Here is a 17,710-nt window from a genome sequence, read left to right on the forward strand (position 1 = left end):
GAAAAGGACCCGAGACTCGGTATATCGGCGCCTTGACCCCAAAGGATCTGCCCATGCCCGCCAGCGCCCCCATCACGCAGGACGTTGTGACCATTGCCCGTAACTTGCCTCAAACCGACCGGATCAATCTGGTCGGGCTAACGAGGCCGCAGTTGCGCGAGGTCCTGATTGCAAATGGGACGCCAGAGAAGAAAGCGAAGATGCGCGTCGATCAGATCTGGCAATGGATCTACCAAAAGGGCGTGCGCGACTTCGAGGCCATGACCAATCTCGGGAAGGCGTACCGGGCGGAACTGGCCGAGCGGTTTTGCATCCAGATGCCCGAGGTCGTTTCTCAGCAGGTCTCTGCGGATGGGACGCGGAAGTTCTTGGTGCGCATCGCCGGCGGACACGAAGTCGAAACCGTCTACATCCCGGAAGAGGGGCGCGGCACGCTGTGCATTTCCTCCCAGGTCGGCTGCACGCTCACATGCTCCTTCTGCCACACTGGTACGCAAAGGCTCGTCCGCAATTTAACGGCGGGCGAGATCGTGGGGCAGGTGATGCTGGCGCGTGATGATCTTGGCGAGTGGCCTGAGCCGGGGCGGCATCCCAAGGACGAAAGTCGCCTGATCTCCAACGTCGTTCTCATGGGAATGGGCGAGCCGCTCTACAATTTCGAGGCGGTTCGCGATGCGATGCAGATCGTGATGGACGGCGAGGGGATTTCGCTCTCCCGCCGCCGGATCACGCTATCGACGTCCGGTATTGTGCCGGAAATCGCGCGGACGGCGGAAGAAATCGGCTGCTTGCTGGCCGTGAGCTTCCACGCGACAACGGACGAGGTGCGCGACAAGCTCGTACCGATCAACCGCAAGTGGCCGATCGCGGAATTGCTCGACGCCTTGCGCGCTTACCCGAAGCTCTCCAACTCCGAGCGGATCACCTTCGAATATGTAATGCTCAAGGGGGTGAATGACAGCGACGAGGATGCGCGGCGGCTGGTAAAGCTGATTGCGGGCATCCCGGCCAAGATCAATCTGATCCCGTTCAACGAGTGGCCCGGCGCTCCCTATGAACGCTCCGACTGGGAGCGGATCGAGGCCTTTGCAGACATCATCTACAAGGCCGGCTACGCCAGTCCGATCCGGACGCCGCGCGGCGAGGACATCATGGCCGCGTGCGGTCAACTCAAGTCCGCCACCGAGCGCGCCCGGAAAAGCCGGGCGCAGATTGCCGCCGAGACCGGCTTGGCCGGCTGATGCAGATGCGACGGATCTGAAGCGATCCGCCGCATGGTTTTACGATCTGCTATGCGTCCACTTCCACGCCGTCGCGGCTGAACGCCATGGCGAGCGCCCATACGCCGTTGGAGAGGAGTTCCACGCCCAGCAGGATGCCGAGTACATTGAGGGCCGACATGGGGAAGTTGGAGAAGATCATGAACGCGAGGATGATGGACACGACGCCGGACAGCAGGATTGCCCAGAAGTAGCTCCGGTCCTCCATCGAGAACGACAAGATGACCTTGGTGATCCCGCCGGCCAGGAACAGGATGCCCACCATGATCGTCAGCGTGACCATACCCCTGAGCGGATGACCCAGAATGGTGATGCCAAGATAAATCATCAGCACCCCCATGAGGATCGTCCAGATCTTTGCGCCCATGCCGGAGACGCGGAAGCCGGCGATCAATTCCAGCACCCCGAAGAGCAGGAACATCCAGGCTGCGATGGTCGTGGCCGCAAGACTGGCCGCAATGGGATTGAGCAGTGCAAAAAAGCCACCTGCGAGGGCGATAAGCGCCATGATTAACCAAAGGATTCTGTTGGTCATTTTATTTCCCCTCTGACCAAAATCATATGTATTCGGTGCGCGGTTCGCCGATAAAAAGCAACAATTATATGAAAGACCTCGGGAATCTCAATCTATCACGCCGCGACGGTATACGCTGACACGGTATCGTTGTTCTTCCCCCGACGGCGTGCGGTGAATGTGTCGCCGGGTTTCGAGGAGGTCGAATTGTTTCGGGGCAATCCGGTGGAGCTCCGCCGCGAGCCCCTCTGAGGACCAGCGCTGGACGTCCAGCCCGGCGCAGCGCTCCGGCCCGTCTTCGGCAAAGGTAGCCATGATAATTCGGCCACCCTTGGCGAGAGCGGCCCGCATGGCGCGGACATAGGCCGTGCGATCCGGCGGATCGGTGAGAAAATGAAACACGGCGCGGTCGTGCCAGATCTGCCAGTGCCGCCCCTTTTCCGGAAGCCAACGGGTTATGTCGGCCTTAATCCATTCGACCGCGTCCGCGCGTTCACCGAGGCGGTCCTGGCTTGCCTGCAGCGCGGTTTCGGAGAGATCGAGTACGGTCACCGGGCCGAAACCGCCAGACAACAGACCATCGACCAGGCGTGATTGGCCGCCCCCCACATCAATGACCGGATCCCCCGGCGTGGCGTAGGCGGCGATCAGGTCCATCGAAAGTGTCGCTTCCTCCTCATACCAACCGAGTTCCTCCTCAGCCTTCCGTCGGTATATTGCCTCCCAATGCGCTGACCTGTCGGCCATGGCTTTCTCCCGCTGCGGGCCATGGTGGTGAGGGTTTTACGGCGCGAGATCCTCACCGCCACCAGATTACCTCCATTCTAACGATTTGCGGTCGGGTTTTGTTGGAATCCATCCGATATCGAGAATGATTGGGTCATGCCGATGCCCGGCGTCATCCGATACGGCCATATTGGAAACTGGAGGTGATCGTGATTCGATCCATTGCACTGACGTCCCTTGTCTTTCTCCCGACACCCGTTCTGGCTTTCGATTTTGGCTTTGTCCGGGGTCCAGACTGGATGGACGCCTATTTGCTCCCTCTCATCGTGGTCTTCGCGATCACCTTTGGCCTGACACTGGTGATGAAACCGCGCGGTGTACCGGTCAATCAGATGTACCGGCACTTCTCGGAGTTCAGCCCCGCCGGACGTATGATCTATGCCTTCAGCGGTCTGGCATTCTTCGTCATCATGGGGCTCGTGTTCCTCGGCATGGGGCTGCAACGAGCGGCGGAAGCCGGGCTCTGAACAGCTCACCGTTTCGGAACGATGGAAGGGCGCGGAGCGAGTTAATCCTCGGGGACGAATTCCCGCTTCTTGCCCGCGCCGTCCCAAGAGTCGATTGCTTCTATGGCCTCGTCGGCCGTGTCGACGATGCGGAAGAGCGTCAGGTCCTCACGGCTTATCGTGCCCACGTCAGCGAGGGCGTCGAAGTTTATGACCTTCGCCCAAAACTCGCTCCCGAAGAGCAGGAACGGCACCTGCCGCATTCGCCCGGTCTGGATCAGGGTCAGCGCCTCGAACAACTCGTCGAGCGTGCCGAATCCGCCGGGGAAGATCGCGATGGCGCGTGCCCGCATCAGGAAGTGCATCTTGCGCACACCGAAATAGTGGAAATTGAAACAGAGCTCCGGCGTGACCCACGGGTTCGGAGCCTGTTCGTGCGGCAGAACGATGTTGAGGCCGATGGACTTGCCGCCGGCGTCCGCCGCACCGCGGTTGCCGGCCTCCATGACGCCTGGGCCGCCGCCGGTGACGATGATGTCCTCTCGGCCGCCGGAGCGTTCCAGGCTGCGCTCAGTCATGATCCGGGCGAAGCGCCGCGCCTCTTCGTAGTAACGGCTCATGAGGGCGATGTCGGGTGTCCGCGCGGAGTCGGCGCGTTCGGGCGGCTGTATTCGCGCGCCACCAAAGAGAACGATCGTTGAATCCACGCCCTGTTCGGTCATCATGATCTCGGGCTTCAGGAGTTCGAGCTGAAGGCGCACCGGACGCAAATCGTCCCGTAGGATGAAGTCGAGATCGTCGTAGGCCAGCCGGTAGGCCGGCGAGCGCGTCTGCGGCGTGTCCGGAACGACCGAGGTGGACTGAATATCCTCCTGAGCGTCGCGGAACGATCGGTTGGCGTGGTCCGTGGTCATCCTGCCTGTCCCTTTTTTCTTCATCGCCTGACGCTATCCCGCCGCCTGGTGAGTGAAAAGCCCATTGCCGCGACGGCGGTCGGAAACGGCTGGCAGCTCTGGCTGACCCCCAATTGCAGAACCGGCCGATTGCCTGCACGGGACCGGGCCTCTATAGCCTCGGCCTCAGGCACAGGACAAACGCGAAGGGGATGGGCATGTCGACCGCGAACAAGAATGCGCAACTGGAAGCCGCCATCGAGGCCGCGTGGGAGATCCGCGACACGATCACCCCGCACACCGGCGGCGAGACCCTGGAGGCGATCGAGGATACGCTGAACGCGCTCGACAGCGGGCAGTTGCGCGTCGCCGAGAAACAGGAGGACGGCTCCTGGCACGTCAACCAGTGGGCGAAAAAGGCGGTCCTTCTCGGCTTCCGTGTAAAAAACATGGAGCAACAGGACGGCGGCCCCCAAGGCGGCCACTGGTGGGACAAGGTCGACAGCAAGTTCAAGGGCTGGGGAGACAATGAATGGGGCGCGGCCGGCTTCCGTGCGGTTCCCAACTGCATCGTGCGGAAATCGGCCTTCATCGCGCCGGGCGTGGTGCTGATGCCCTCCTTCGTGAACCTCGGCGCCTACGTGGACGAGGGCACGATGGTCGACACCTGGGCCACGGTCGGCTCCTGCGCCCAGATCGGCAAGAACGTGCACCTGTCCGGCGGCGTGGGCATCGGCGGCGTGCTGGAGCCGATGCAGGCAGGCCCCACCATCATCGAGGACAATTGCTTCATTGGCGCCCGCTCGGAGGTGGTCGAGGGCTGTATCGTCCGCGAAGGCTCGGTGCTCGGGATGGGTGTGTTCATCGGCAAGTCCACCAAGATCGTGGACCGCGAGACCGGCGACGTGATATATGGTGAGGTGCCGCCGTATTCCGTGGTGGTCGCGGGATCGATGCCGTCGAAGAATGGAATCAATCTCTACTGTGCCGTCATCGTGAAGCGGGTTGATGCGAAAACGCGGTCCAAGACCGGCATAAACGACCTTTTGCGGGATTGAACAGCTTGGGTAGGGAACGGAACGCCGACTCCGACGTTATGAACTCAAACCATGCATCAAAAAGGAGTGTTTGAATGGGCTGGATCATCACCATTATTCTCGGCGGTCTGGCCGGATGGATCGCGGAAAAGATCATGAACGCCAATCACGGCCTTCTGACCAACATCATCCTCGGCATCGTCGGGGCTGCGGTTCTGAACTTCATTCTCGGAACGCTCCTTGGTCTTTATGCCTCTGACAGCTGGCTCGCGTACCTGATTGTCGCGATCATCGGTGCCTGCGGCCTGATCTTTACCTGGCGCGCCATCAAAGGCCGCACCTGACGTTAAATCTCCGGATTTTTCTAAGCGCCGTGCCCCCTGGGCGCGGCGTTTTGCGTTGACACCCTGACGCGCTTGAACGACCTGTCCCTGCATGACACGCGAACATCAAGTCTTCACGCTTCTGGTCCAGGTTGGGCGACATACCGACGATGGGCTTCCCGAGGGCGCCACCGGCGCTGCTCTCATGTGCTATGCGTCGGGTGTGGACGAGGCAGAAGCGGTGCGGGAGACTGTCGCAATTCTGAAGCAGGCCGACCTCGCCCCGCTGGATGTAACCGGCTATGGGACACTTTCCGAGCGACTGGAGGAAGGGCACGACGTACCGCAGGAGGAGCGGGACCTGATGGACCGCGCTCTGGCCGAAAATTCAGTCATCGTGGCCCAGTTGACCCCCTTCTTCGACTAAAGCGGCATTTCTTGTAACAGATTGTTAGGCAAGATGCTGCAGGTTTCTGGCGCGGCATGACTGGGCTGAGGCCACCGTCCGCCGTGCCAACGCGCTCCGGCGCACTCCGAACCCAGTGCTGCGTGATGACCTTTCGCCCGACCCTCCTCTATGTTTCTCCGGTAGCGGCCCTGCTGCTCGCAGCAACGCTGGCCTCAACGCAATTCCCCGCGCCAGGCCTCAATGAAGCTGCGTCGATCTCCCGTAATTCGGGCCGCTCCACTACGGCACCGGCTTCAACCCGCGAGATGGCGATGTCGGCGCCCAAGCCTCCCCGTCAGATACCTCCACGCGCGGATCACGCCACGTCGACTGACAGCCGGCCGACGGCTCACCCACACCCCCGCCTTCAATTGCCCGATGAGGCGCCGGAGGCACCGCATATCGCCGCCGCCCGTCTCCAGACCGCAGCCCACGTCGTGGAACTCGCCCGCAGCCCACTCACGCCGTACGATGCCGCGGCCCATCGCGCGCGTTTCGGCACTCCCATTGCTGCGCGAAAGGTTCTACGCATCGGTGGCTGACGGCTCGCGCATCGCCTTGTTGTCACAAGACGCTTCGTGCTCAATGACGCGAACAGGCTATCGGGGCGCAAAACAGGCATGAACGGCATCTCCAACCGCAAGCGACTCTGGGGATGGTTCTTTTTCGACTGGGCCAGCCAGCCCTATAACACGCTCCTGCTGACATTCATCTTTGGCCCATACGTCAAGGACCTGCTTGCCGATGGCGCCGAAGCGCAGGCCGCCTGGGGATACACCATCGGGACCGCTGGGCTGCTGATCGCAATTCTTGCCCCCTTCCTCGGCGCGATGGCCGACAGGGGCGGGCACCGGATTGCCTGGGTCTGGGCATTCTCCGCGCTTTATGTGATCGGCGCGGGCGGTGTCTGGCTGGCGCGGCCCGACGGCGGGGACCTGGCGCTCGTGCTGCTGCTCTTCGGGCTTGGCATCATCGGGATGGAGTTCGCGACGATCTTCACCAATTCCCTCCTGCCGGACCTGGGACCCCCGGAGCAGATCGGCCGGATCTCCGGCAGCGGGTGGGCGTTCGGATACGTCGGCGGGTTGATCGCACTCGTCCTCACGCTGCTGCTCTTTGCAGAGAATGGCAGCGGCACGACCCTGTTGGGGCGCCCCCCTGCCCTCGGCCTCGATCCCGCGTCGCGGGAGGGCACCCGTTTCGTGGGGCCCTTTACCGCGCTCTGGTACACGGTTTTCATGGTCCCCTTCTTCCTCTGGGTGCGGGAGCCAAGCGGGCATGCGCGGGAGCCGGTGCGGGAGGCGCTGCGCGACGCCTGGCCGGAACTGCGGCGGACGTTGAGCGACCTGCCGCGAACGCCGTCTCTCTCCGCCTATCTCGCGGCCTCCATGTTCTACCGTGATGCGCTTAACGGTCTATACGTGTTCGGCGGCCTCTACGCGGCGGGGGTGCTGGGCTGGAGCGTCATCGACACCGGCATCTTCGGCATCCTCGCGGTGATCGCCGCCGCGATTTTCGCCTGGATCGGCGGCCACGCGGACGGGCGCTTCGGACCCAAGCCCGTCATAACGACGTGCGTCGTGATCCTTACCGCGCTGTGTGTCATGGTCGTCTTCGTTTCCCGGGAAAGCGTTTTCGGAATGCCGACGGACCCGAACTCCCGCCTGCCTGATATCACATTCTACATCCTGGGTGCCGCCATCGGCGCGGCGGGCGGCGCGCTTCAGACCGCCAGCCGGACCATGGTCTGTCGGCAGGGCGACCCGGAGCGGATGACACAAGCCTTCGGGCTCTACGCCCTTACCGGCAAGGCCACCTCTTTCCTCGCGCCCCTCAGCATCGGGATCGTCTCCGATCTGACAGGGTCTCAACCCCTTGGCATCACGCCACTCATAATCCTTTTTTTGTTCGGCCTGCTGCTGCTAAGGTGGGTCAAACAAGATGGGGAGAGAGCAGTATGTCCACCATCCGATCCGTCCTCGCCGCAGCCCTGATCGGGCTTGCCGCCTTGCCGGTGTCGGCCGAGCCCAAGGCCAATCAGCTTTTCGGGGCGAAGAACGCGCCGTCGCGGCAGGAGTCCCACCCGATCGGTTTCTACTCCAAGGGGTGCGCCGCCGGGAACGTCGAGTTGCCCGAGACCGGGCCGACATGGCAGGCGATGCGATTGTCTCGCAACCGCAACTTCGGTCAGCCGGAGATGGTTCAGTTCCTCGTGGACCTGTCGGCCTATGCCGCCCGATTGCCGGGCTGGAACGGCCTCTATATCGGCGACATATCGCAACCACGCGGCGGGCCGATGACTTCGGGCCACGCCTCGCACCAGATCGGACTGGACGCGGACATCTGGATGCGCCCCGCTACCAACCTGCGGTTGTCCCGCAGCCAGCGGGAGAGCATTTCCTCCATCGACGTCCGCTCCAAGGACCAACGGAGCGTCAACGGAAACTGGACGCCCGCCCATGCGGCGCTTCTGGAACGTGCCGCCAGCGACTCTCGGGTGGACCGGATCTTCGTCACGCCGCCGGTTAAGATCGCCCTCTGCCAGTCGGCGAAACGCAGTGACCGGAAGTGGCTCCAGAAGATCCGCCCCTATTACGGGCACAACTACCACTTTCACGTCCGGCTGAAGTGCCCCAAGGGATCCGCCGCCTGCCGGACCCAGACGCCGACCGTCTCCGAGATATCGAACGGCGGCAGCGGGTGTGACGAGACGCTCGTCTGGTGGGTGACGGACATGCTGAACCCGCCCAAGTCTGCCCAGCCCGCCAAACCGGCACCGAAGAAACGCAGCCCGCGGGACTACACCTTGGCCGATCTGCCGAACCAGTGTCGCGACGTTCTGGCCTCCCGCTAGATTCGCGCCCATTGCCCGCACCCGCCGGCGCATGACCGCTTGCGCCGGCGCGACAAATTGCATAAACGACCGCTCTCCCCCACCGGGGGCAAGTCGCCGCAACCTTGTCAAAACGGGCACCCGACACATGACGCGTAAACACCTTCCCGGCATTCTTGCCATGGCCGCTATCGTGGTGGCCTCCAATATTCTCGTGCAGCATCTCCTGGGCCAATGGCTCACGTGGGGCGCGCTGACCTATCCTTTCGCCTTCCTCGTGACCGACCTGATGAACCGCCTTTATGGCCCGGGTCCCGCGCGGCGCGTGGTTCTCGCCGGGTTCGTCGTGGGCGTAATTTGCTCGCTGATCGGCAGCCAGATCATGGGTGAATTCGGCCCGCTGGTGACTTTGCGGGTTGCCTTGGCCTCCGGCTCGGCCTTCCTCGCAGCGCAACTTGTGGACATCTTTGTTTTCGACCGCCTGCGGGACGGGCAGTGGTGGCGAGCACCGCTGGCCTCCACCCTGGTGGGGTCGTCACTGGACACGGTGATCTTCTTCACCATTGCCTTCTCGGCTTCATTCAACGGGTTGGAGCCGGTAAACACGCCCCTCTGGGCGCAGGAGACGCTGCCGATGCTCGGCGTCGGGCCAGTCGCACCGCTCTGGACCTCTCTCGCGATTGCCGATTGGATGGTCAAACTGTCCCTCGCTTTGCTCGCTTTGGTGCCGTTTCGCGTCATCGTGCAACACCTCACCGGGGACACGCGAAAATTCATTGACACGTAACCGGCCTGTGGCAGGCTGGCATCAACGGAAACAAGCGAAAGGAGGTGATCCAGTGTCGAGAGTCATGCTGGAGAGAGGTGTCGGAAAAATCGGGGAGGCGCGCCACTGAGGCAGCCCTCGAGGTAGCCACCCGACGAGCTTATGGGCTCACGTAGGACACCTCACCTCCAAGAGAACTCGGAGAGCCGTTCCCTAAGGGAGCGGCTCTTTTCGTTTGTCATCGCTCGGGTGAGGTCCGTCGCCGTAGGGCTGTCTGCCCCCCCGACGCCCGCCGGACGCGGTCCGGCAGGCTCCCCCCGAGGATATTTTCAGACACAAGAAGGCCAGACAGCGATTTCCTTCGGGGGCTGGAGGCGGAGGTGCGATCCGGGCTATCCAATGCGCGAGGAGACGTGGGCATGTTGAAAATCACCGACGAGATTACCATCGAAGACTGGGAACTGACCGAGCAGTTCATCCGCGCCTCCGGCCCCGGCGGGCAGAACGTCAACAAGGTGTCGACCGCGGTCGAATTGCGTTTCGAAGCGGCACGAAGCCCCAATCTGCCCGGCCCGGTCAAATCCCGTTTGCGGCGCCTCTCCGGGCGGCGCTGGACCGAAGACGGGGCGCTCGTGTTGAGGGTCGAGGACACACGCAGCCAAGCGCGCAACCGGGAAATCGCCCGGGAGCGCCTTGCCGATCTGATCCGGCAGGCCACGGTCAAGCCGAAACGGCGCATCCCGACGCGGCCGACGCTCGCCTCAAAGCGGCGGCGGGTGGACGCGAAAACCCGTAGGGGCTCGGTCAAGGCCCTTCGCGGAAAGGTCGTGGACGAGGAATGATCGCGAATAGGGCGGTGCGCCCTCAGACGATGACCTCCATCGCCTCCTGTGCGCCGACGTGGAACACACGCTTGTAGCGGTCCACCTCATCCGCCGGCCCCATCGACTTGTTGGGATTGTCGGACAGTTTAACGGTGGGGTGACCATTAGCGCTGACAGCCTTGCAGACCAACGAGAACGGGCGCAGCGCGTTATCGGGGACAAGGCCGCGGAAGTCATTGGTCAGCAGGGTGCCCCAGCCGAAACTCGGTCTCACGCGGCCCTCGAACTGCTTCTGGAGTTCGAGGATCTTGTCCACATCCAGCCCGTCCGAAAAGATCACCAGCTTCTCCCGCGGATCCTCTCCCCGCGACTTCCACCAAGCAATTGCCGCCTCGGCGCCGGCGGCCGGGTCGCCGCTGTCGATACGGATACCGGTCCAGCCGGCCAGCCAGTGGGGCGCGTTCCTCAGGAATCCCTCGGTCCCGAAGGTGTCAGGAAGGATGATCCGCAGGTTGCCCTCGTGCTCCTCCTGCCAATCTTCCAGAACCTCGTAGGGGGCCCGGGCCAGTTCGCGGTCGTTTTCGGCGAGCGCGGCATAGACCATGGGAAGTTCGTGCGCGTTGGTGCCGATCGCCTCGACTTCCTGGCGCATTGCGATCAGGCAGTTCGAGGTCCCGATGAAGGTCTCGCCCAGACCTTCGATCAAGGCCTGCACGCACCAGTCCTGCCACAGGAACGAATGGCGGCGCCGGGTGCCGAAGTCCGCGATGCGGAGCGCCGGGACCTGCCGCAGGCGTTCGACCTTTTCCCATAGCTTGGTCATGGCGCGGGCGTAAAGCACCTGCAGTTCGAAGCGCTCCATCTTGTTCAGGACCGCGCGGTTGCGCAGCTCCATCAGGATCGTGAGCGCCGGGATTTCCCACAACATCACCTCGGGCCAGGCGCCTTCAAAGGTCAATTCATACTGGCCGTCGCGTTTTTCGAGATGGTATTCGGGGAGCCGAAGGTTCTCGAACCACTCCATGAAGTCGGGGCGGAACATCTGCCGTTTGCCGTAGAACGTGTTGCCGCGCAGCCATGTGCTCTCGCCGCGCGTCACTGATAGCGAACGGACGTAGTCGAGGTGCTCGCGCAGTTCGATTTCGTCAACCAGATCGGCGAGCCGGATATCCTTCGTTCGATTGATCAGCGAGAAGGTGACGCGCGCATCGGGCTTGTTGCGAAAGATCGACTGGCACATCAGGAGTTTGTAGAAATCGGTGTCGATCATCGACCGCACGATAGGGTCTATCTTCCATTTGTGGTTCCAGACCCGTGTGGCGATGTCGACCATGACGCCTCTCCTGAAGTTGCGGCTGCGAAGCTATCTTTCGTGGTCACGAATTGAAAGAGCCGCGCCCCAGGCCGCGCAAACCGCCGTTCTACTGGTTCAGGTGGCGCGCGATCAGGCGCCGTCAAGCTTGACGCCGGCCTCTCGCATCGACTCCAGCGCCGCGGCCAGCGACCCATCGAGGTCGATGGCCCGGCACGCCGCGAGGTCCACGCTGACCGAAAAACCGAGCTTCGCCGCATCGACCGCCGAGTAGAGCACGCAGAAATCCGTGGCGAGCCCAACAAGGCGGACGCGATCCACGCCGCGCGTCCGCAGGTAGCCTTCGAGCCCGGTCGGCGTTTCGCGGTCGTTCTCGAAAAATGCGGAATAGCTGTCAATCTGGCGGCGGAACCCCTTGCGGATGATAAGGTCCGCCGGATCCGTGGCGAGGTCTGGATGAAAGGCCGCGCCCTCGCTGCCCTGGATGCAGTGATCCGGCCAGAGCACCTGCGGGCCATATGGCATGTCGATCACCTCGAACGGGTCCTTGCCGGCATGTTCGGAGGCGAAGGATGCGTGGCCGGCAGGGTGCCAGTCCTGCGTAAAGACGCGCACCTCATACTTGTCCATCATGGCGTTGATTGCCGGCACGACCTCGTCGCCACCGGGCACGGCCAGTGCACCGCCGGGGCAGAAGTCGTTCTGTACGTCGATCACGATCAGGGCTTCGGTCATGTCAACCACCTCCTCCCCCTTGGCTAGGCAACCGGCGAGCGCAGGTCAATGGAACCTTGTGCCGGAGCGATGATCGGTCGTAGTCAAGCAGCCATGCTGACAGTCGCTGCCCTCTATCACTTCACCCGTTTTGACGATCCGGATGCCCTTCGCGCGCCGCTCATGGCCGTGTGCGAGGAACAAGGTGTTCGCGGCAGCCTGTTGCTTGCCACCGAGGGTATCAACGGGACCATTGCAGGGCCCGCTGCGGGCATTGGCAAAGTGCTCGCTCATATCCGGTCCCTCCCGGGCTGCGCTGCGCTCGAATGGAAGGAAAGCCACACGGACGCGATGCCATTCGGGCGGATGAAAGTTCGGCTGAAGCGCGAGATCGTGACCATGGGACAGCCAGACGTCGACCCGCGCGCCTCCGTTGGGCAATACGTTTCGCCTGCGGAGTGGAACGAGCTGATTTCGGCCCCCGACGTGGCGGTGATCGACACCCGGAATGACTATGAAGTCGCCATTGGCACCTTCGAGGGTGCGGTGGACCCCGGGATCGCGACGTTCCGCGACTTTCCCGCCTGGTGGGAGGCCAACCGCCACCGGTTCCACAACAAGCGCATCGCGATGTTCTGCACTGGCGGCATACGCTGTGAGAAATCCACGAATTACCTTCTTGGGCTGGGCGAAGCGGAGGTTTTTCACTTGAAGGGCGGCATCCTGAAGTACTTGGAAGAGGTCCCTCAGGAAGACAGCCTGTGGCATGGGGAGTGTTTCGTCTTTGACCAACGGGTGGCGCTGAAACACGGGCTGGAGCCGGGCACTCATGCGATGTGCCACGCCTGCCGCCGCCCCGTCTCCCCCGCCGACATGACGTCACCTGCCTACGAGGAAGGCGTCCGGTGCCCGCACTGCGCGGAGGAATTCAGCGACGCCGATCGGGAGCGTTTCCGGGAGCGTCAGCGGCAGGTCCTGCTCGCGCGAAAGCGCGGCGCACGCCATTTGGGCGCCGAGTGCTGAGCCTTCTCAGCGGTGCGGGGTTAGCCGAGGCAGCCAATCCAGGATGAAATTCGCGGTCTGCCGATAGGATTGTGGTTCAAACATCGGCATGTGACCCGCTCCCTCCACAGATCGGGGACGGGTGGCGTAGTACATCCCGGTCAGGTGAATATCCAAGGGCGGAACCAGCCGATCCTGACCGCCGCCAATCACCAGAATGTCCGCGCGCGGTCCCGGCAACGGGGCGAAGGGCGGGAAGCCGCGTGTGCGGGCGGTCGCTGCAAGGGACTCGTCGGTGAGACGGGTGAGCATCCGCAGGAACTGGCCTTGCTCGATCCCGCCGGGAAAGAGATTCCGGCGCATTACCTCCAGATCGACCGCCGCGAGGCCGAAGAGCGAGTAGGCGAACAAAGCTCTCCAGAGTTGAGGGTTGGTGAAGGCCATCTCCATCGAGGCCCGCCACAGCCCATAGGGCGGTGCGGAACACAGGAGCACCGTACCCGCGGGACGCGTCCCCCTCCGAAGAAGGTTCTGCGCCACCGCACCGCCGAGAGAATGACCGACCACGACGGTCGGCGTTCCAATCGCGGCAAGCGCTTCCGTGAGTGCGTCGGTGTAATCGCCAAGATCGGGGCCGTCGAAAAGCGGCGTTCCAGGAAGTGCGGCCGCGATGGCCTCCACAACGCCGCGCGCGTCCTCGTTCTCGACGGCGCGCAGGACTGCCCGACCCACCGCGCCGGGGTCCGATGCTGCCGTCGGGCCGGAACCCCGGCCGGGCAGGGTCAAGGTCCAGCAGCGGTAGCCCGCGTCGGTAAAACGTGCCAACCACTCTTCCGTCCACACCCAGCTTCCGCCTGCCATGCCATGCACGAACAACAAATCGTGCGGCTGTGACACCTCCGCCGGCTCATGCCGAGAGAGCGCCCATCCCTGATAGTCCACCGCGGCCGGAGTGGTCGTTTCCAACGTGTCGCCTCTCATGATCCGTTCCAGTTCCCTCTGCGCCGCACGCGCCGCTGACCCAGATTATGCTGCGCCGCAGCGCAAGAAAAGGCGCGTTCGTTGTGACCGAGGCACCACCATCTCGGCAAAAGCCTACCTGCCGCCGGAGCGTGCTTTGCGGCAAGCGCTTGGGGCTCATAGGTTTCCCAACGAACGGCACCGCTCAGGGGCCGGCACCGACAGCCAGGTTGATGACGCTCTTGCGCCCAGGAACATGCCCGTGACCGAACCCCGTGACGCCGAACCGAAAGCGGCGGAAAACCCGCCAGTTCTCGCGGTCGATCTCGACGGCACGCTGATCCGCAGCGATATGCTGCTGGAAAGCTGGTGGAACGTGGCTGGCCGCGGGTTCCCCACCGCGCTCCGCGCACTCTCCCGCCTTCCCGAGGGCAAGGCCGCCTTCAAGCAGGCATTGGCGGAAGTTGCCGAAGTGGACGTGAAACGATTGCCCTACAACGACGAGGTTCTGGACCGCATCCGGGCGCATAAAGAGGCCGGGGGACGCGTGGCGCTCGTCACAGCGACGGACCGGGCACTCGCCGAACAGATAGGCGACCACCTTGCCCTGTTCGACGAGATTCACGCCTCCAACGGCGATACGAACCTCAAGGGAGCGGCGAAGGCGGACTTTCTGGTCCAGCGATACGGCAAGGGTGGCTACGACTACATTGCCGATCACCCGGCGGATCTCGACGTCTGGCGGTCAGCGCGGCGCGCGATAACTGTCGACGCACCGGCCAATGTCAGGGCAGACGCAGAGGCCGCGGCGCTGGAGGGGGCCGAACACCTTGGCTCCCTTCACGCCATGAAACCCAACCGCTCCTGGCTGCGCGCCATGCGACCGCATCAATGGGCCAAGAACGTGCTCGTTTTCCTGCCGGTGCTGCTGGCGCACAGCACCTGTCCTGCAGACTGGCTGGCAACCGCGGCCGCCTTCGTCATCTTCAGCATGGTCGCCTCCAGTGTGTACCTACTGAACGACCTTCTCGATCTGGAGGCCGACCGGATCCATCCGCGCAAACGCAACCGCCCGCTCCCGTCTGGCGAGATGGCGCTGCTGCACGGTTCGCTTCTGGCGCCGGCGTTGCTGCTCGGTGGGCTCGGGCTCGCCGCGCTGCTCCTGCCGTGGGAATTCCTCACGGTGCTGATCGGATACTACATCCTGACGATGGCCTATTCCTTCGGGCTGAAGCGCAAGCTCGTCATCGACATCTGCACGTTGGCGGCACTCTACACAGTGCGCATCATCGCTGGTGGAACGGCGACGGCGATACCGATCTCGGCCTGGATGCTTGCCTTTTCCGGCTTCCTGTTTCTCTCCCTTGCCGCCATCAAACGGCAGGCCGAACTCATCAGTGACTTCAACGCCGGGCGGGAAGGATCTTCCGGTCGGGCCTACGTGACCTCCGATCTGCCAATCGTCTCGGGCATGGCACTGAGCGCCGGCTACGTCGCCGTTCTGGTGCTCGCGCTTTACGTCAGCACGCCGGGCGTGGCCTCAAATTACAGCGCTCCGATCATGCTCTGGGGAATCTGCGCGATCCTTCTCTATTGGATCAGCCGTGCCGTGATGATGACGCACAGGGGCAGAATGAATGACGATCCGGTCATTTTTGCCCTGAAAGACAGCACCAGCCGAATTTGTGGCGGTCTGATCGTGCTTATTGCGTTAGCGGCAGCGGTGAGCTGACGTCTTGGCGGGCACCTGCCCTTGATCTTTTCCAATCAAGGCGATCTACCCTACCGAATACAGAACGAAGTCCGTGACATGCCCAAAAGCCCGAAGTTCAAAGCAAAACTTTCAGCGCTTCTGAAACAGATCTATCCGAATGCCGACCAAGCCGACTTGCGCGAAAGGATCGTCAGCGCGTTCTGGCCGGAAGGCGCGGTCACCCGAACCCGCACCCGGCCCCCCAGCAACAACCTGTGGAACGAGACCGACACGCTGGTCATCACCTACGGCAACTCGCTCGTGGACGGCATGCACAAGCCGCTCGATCTGCTGCGGCATTTCCTCGAAAAGAACGTGGCCGGTGTCATCAGCGGCGTGCACATCCTGCCGTTCTTCCCATTCACGTCGGACGACGGATTCGCCGTCACGGATTACACGACGGTTAACAGCAACCTCGGGGACTGGTCCGACATCCGGCGCATCTCTGACGAATTCAAGCTGATGTCGGACCTGGTGCTGAACCACGTCTCCAGCTTTTCGACGTGGTTCCAGGAATATCGCCAGGGCCATCCGCCGTACGACAAATTCTTCTTCGAGGCCTCGCCCGACGAGGATCTCAGCTCCGTCGTCCGTCCGCGGACGTCGCCGCTCTTGCGCGAGGTCAGCACAGTCAACGGCCCTCGGCACGTCTGGTGCACGTTCAGCCATGACCAGGTGGACCTCGACTTCCGCAATCCCGACGTGCTCCTGGAGTTTCTCAGGGTCATCCGCCTGCATGTGGACAACGGTGTCCGGATCGTCCGGCTGGACGCCGTGGCCTTCATCTGGAAAGAGATCGGGACCTCCTGCATCCACCTGCCACAGACACACGCCATCGTGCGACTGATCCGGCTGCTGTTCGACTACGCCTCCGAACCGCTCGTATTGCTGACCGAGACAAACGTGCCCAACACGGAGAACCTCTCGTACTTCGGCAACATGAACGAGGCGCACTCGATCTACAATTTTTCGCTGCCGCCGCTGATGTTGCACGCGATGCTCAACGGGACGAGCCGCGCGCTCAACCGGTGGCAGATGGCCATGCCGCCCGCGCAGCTGGGATGCGCCTACCTCAACTTCACCGCGTCCCACGACGGCATCGGGATGCGCGGAGCCGAGGGGCTCATTACCCAAGAGGAGACGGACGCCATCGTTGGCGCGATCCGGGACTTCGGAGGGCTCGTCTCCATGCGATCGCTCCCGGGCGGCGGGGAGAAGCCCTACGAGTTGAACATCACCTGGTTCGACGCGATGAAGGGAACGGTCGAGGGGGCGGACGACCTGCAGTTCGAGCGGTTCCTGTGCAGCCAGACGATCGTGATGGCGCTGGAGGGGCTGCCGGCGTTCTACATCCATTCGCTGCTCGCCACGCCCAACGACCATGCCGGCGTGGAGAAGACGGGCATCAATCGTGCCATCAACCGTCACCGGTGGGACTATCCGACCCTCCGGGAGCATCTTGAGGACCCCGACTCGATCCACGCCCGCGTGCTTTCAGAGATGAAACGCCGGATCTCCGTCCGGATCAGGCAGAAGGCGTTCCACCCCAATGCGACGCAGTTCACGCTGCATCTTGGCGACGACTTCTTCGGATTCTGGCGCCAGAGCATAAACCGCGAGCAATCAATCTTCGCGATTCACAACGTCACCCGGGAACACGCGTCGATCCCCACACATGCGATCAATCTGATCGGCGGGGAGGCCTGGGTGGATCTGTTGAGCGGTGAGGAGATTACGGCCAACGACGCGGCGATAGACTTCGCGCCGTATCAGTGCCGCTGGATCAGCAACCGGCATTGACGCCCTAGGCCGCCCCTCC

Annotated in this window: 18 protein-coding genes; 12 read left to right on the forward strand and 6 right to left on the reverse strand. The window is 62.9% G+C overall.

The annotated features are described in order from the left end of the window. Positions 1-53 precede the first annotated feature (53 nt). Positions 54-1,241: a dual-specificity RNA methyltransferase RlmN gene (rlmN, locus tag BM075_RS18510; RefSeq protein WP_093362181.1), complete on the forward strand. Its 1,188-nt coding sequence runs from the start codon at positions 54-56 to the stop codon at positions 1,239-1,241. 49 nt (positions 1,242-1,290) lie between these two features. Here the strand turns inward: rlmN and BM075_RS18515 are convergent, their stop codons facing one another. Then, positions 1,291-1,815 carry an HdeD family acid-resistance protein gene (locus BM075_RS18515; RefSeq protein WP_093362182.1) on the reverse strand — a complete coding sequence of 175 codons (525 nt, stop codon included), beginning with the start codon at positions 1,813-1,815 and terminating at the stop codon, positions 1,291-1,293. Positions 1,816-1,902: 87 nt separating this feature from the next. Continuing rightward, positions 1,903-2,451 (reverse strand): class I SAM-dependent methyltransferase, encoded by a 549-nt coding sequence (locus BM075_RS18520; RefSeq protein WP_218152878.1) that lies wholly within the window; start codon positions 2,449-2,451, stop codon positions 1,903-1,905. A gap of 278 nt (positions 2,452-2,729) precedes the next feature. On the opposite strand from BM075_RS18520, the gene BM075_RS18525 reads away from it, so the two are divergent. Continuing rightward, a complete protein-coding gene (locus BM075_RS18525; protein WP_143089908.1) occupies positions 2,730-3,047 on the forward strand; it encodes a hypothetical protein in 318 nt (105 codons plus the stop codon). A 41-nt stretch (positions 3,048-3,088) separates the two neighbouring features. Here the strand turns inward: BM075_RS18525 and BM075_RS18530 are convergent, their stop codons facing one another. Continuing rightward, positions 3,089-3,940, reverse strand: a complete 852-nt coding sequence (locus BM075_RS18530; RefSeq protein WP_093362185.1) for an LOG family protein — start codon at positions 3,938-3,940, stop codon at positions 3,089-3,091. 197 nt (positions 3,941-4,137) lie between these two features. On the opposite strand from BM075_RS18530, the gene dapD reads away from it, so the two are divergent. The 7 genes from dapD (at position 4,138) to arfB (ending at position 10,168) form a co-directional block, all read left to right on the forward strand. After that, on the forward strand, positions 4,138-4,977 hold the full coding sequence (dapD, locus tag BM075_RS18535; protein ID WP_093362228.1) for a 2,3,4,5-tetrahydropyridine-2,6-dicarboxylate N-succinyltransferase: 840 nt from the start codon (positions 4,138-4,140) through the stop codon (positions 4,975-4,977). A gap of 74 nt (positions 4,978-5,051) precedes the next feature. Continuing rightward, entirely contained in the window at positions 5,052-5,300 is a 249-nt protein-coding gene (locus BM075_RS18540; protein ID WP_093362186.1) for a GlsB/YeaQ/YmgE family stress response membrane protein, read from the forward strand. A 91-nt stretch (positions 5,301-5,391) separates the two neighbouring features. Then, on the forward strand, positions 5,392-5,706 hold the full coding sequence (locus tag BM075_RS18545) for a hypothetical protein (RefSeq protein WP_093362187.1): 315 nt from the start codon (positions 5,392-5,394) through the stop codon (positions 5,704-5,706). Positions 5,707-6,347: 641 nt separating this feature from the next. Beyond that, positions 6,348-7,721 carry an MFS transporter gene (locus BM075_RS18555; protein WP_093362189.1) on the forward strand — a complete coding sequence of 458 codons (1,374 nt, stop codon included), beginning with the start codon at positions 6,348-6,350 and terminating at the stop codon, positions 7,719-7,721. Further along, positions 7,685-8,581: a penicillin-insensitive murein endopeptidase gene (gene mepA, locus BM075_RS18560; RefSeq protein ID WP_093362190.1), complete on the forward strand. Its 897-nt coding sequence runs from the start codon at positions 7,685-7,687 to the stop codon at positions 8,579-8,581. Before BM075_RS18555 ends, mepA begins: the two co-directional genes overlap by 37 nt. Before the next feature lie 127 nt (positions 8,582-8,708). Beyond that, positions 8,709-9,347, forward strand: coding sequence for a queuosine precursor transporter (locus tag BM075_RS18565; RefSeq protein ID WP_093362191.1), 639 nt, complete (start codon positions 8,709-8,711; stop codon positions 9,345-9,347). A 398-nt stretch (positions 9,348-9,745) separates the two neighbouring features. Next, complete coding sequence (gene arfB, locus BM075_RS18570) at positions 9,746-10,168, forward strand: alternative ribosome rescue aminoacyl-tRNA hydrolase ArfB (protein WP_093362192.1); 423 nt, start codon at positions 9,746-9,748, stop codon at positions 10,166-10,168. Positions 10,169-10,190: 22 nt separating this feature from the next. On the opposite strand, the gene pncB is transcribed toward arfB, so the two are convergent. Beyond that, a complete protein-coding gene (pncB, locus tag BM075_RS18575) occupies positions 10,191-11,483 on the reverse strand; it encodes a nicotinate phosphoribosyltransferase (RefSeq protein WP_093362193.1) in 1,293 nt (430 codons plus the stop codon). A 111-nt stretch (positions 11,484-11,594) separates the two neighbouring features. Then, positions 11,595-12,197, reverse strand: coding sequence for a bifunctional nicotinamidase/pyrazinamidase (gene pncA / locus BM075_RS18580; protein ID WP_093362194.1), 603 nt, complete (start codon positions 12,195-12,197; stop codon positions 11,595-11,597). Positions 12,198-12,290: 93 nt separating this feature from the next. On the opposite strand from pncA, the gene trhO reads away from it, so the two are divergent. Next, positions 12,291-13,199 (forward strand): oxygen-dependent tRNA uridine(34) hydroxylase TrhO, encoded by a 909-nt coding sequence (gene trhO, locus BM075_RS18585; RefSeq protein WP_093362195.1) that lies wholly within the window; start codon positions 12,291-12,293, stop codon positions 13,197-13,199. 6 nt (positions 13,200-13,205) lie between these two features. Here trhO and BM075_RS18590 read toward each other — a convergent pair whose 3' ends face one another. Further along, the gene (locus BM075_RS18590) at positions 13,206-14,159 is read right to left on the reverse strand and encodes an alpha/beta hydrolase (protein ID WP_093362196.1); all 954 of its coding nucleotides are present in this window, start codon (positions 14,157-14,159) and stop codon (positions 13,206-13,208) included. A gap of 235 nt (positions 14,160-14,394) precedes the next feature. On the opposite strand from BM075_RS18590, the gene BM075_RS18595 reads away from it, so the two are divergent. Both BM075_RS18595 and BM075_RS18600 read left to right on the forward strand, forming a co-directional pair. Further along, complete coding sequence (locus BM075_RS18595; protein WP_093362197.1) at positions 14,395-15,870, forward strand: UbiA family prenyltransferase; 1,476 nt, start codon at positions 14,395-14,397, stop codon at positions 15,868-15,870. Positions 15,871-15,948: 78 nt separating this feature from the next. Next, positions 15,949-17,691 carry a sugar phosphorylase gene (locus BM075_RS18600; protein WP_093362198.1) on the forward strand — a complete coding sequence of 581 codons (1,743 nt, stop codon included), beginning with the start codon at positions 15,949-15,951 and terminating at the stop codon, positions 17,689-17,691. The last annotated feature ends 19 nt before the right edge of the window (positions 17,692-17,710 follow it).

It is taken from the genome of Tropicimonas isoalkanivorans (assembly GCF_900112335.1).
In the GTDB taxonomy this organism is placed as follows: domain Bacteria; phylum Pseudomonadota; class Alphaproteobacteria; order Rhodobacterales; family Rhodobacteraceae; genus Tropicimonas; species Tropicimonas isoalkanivorans.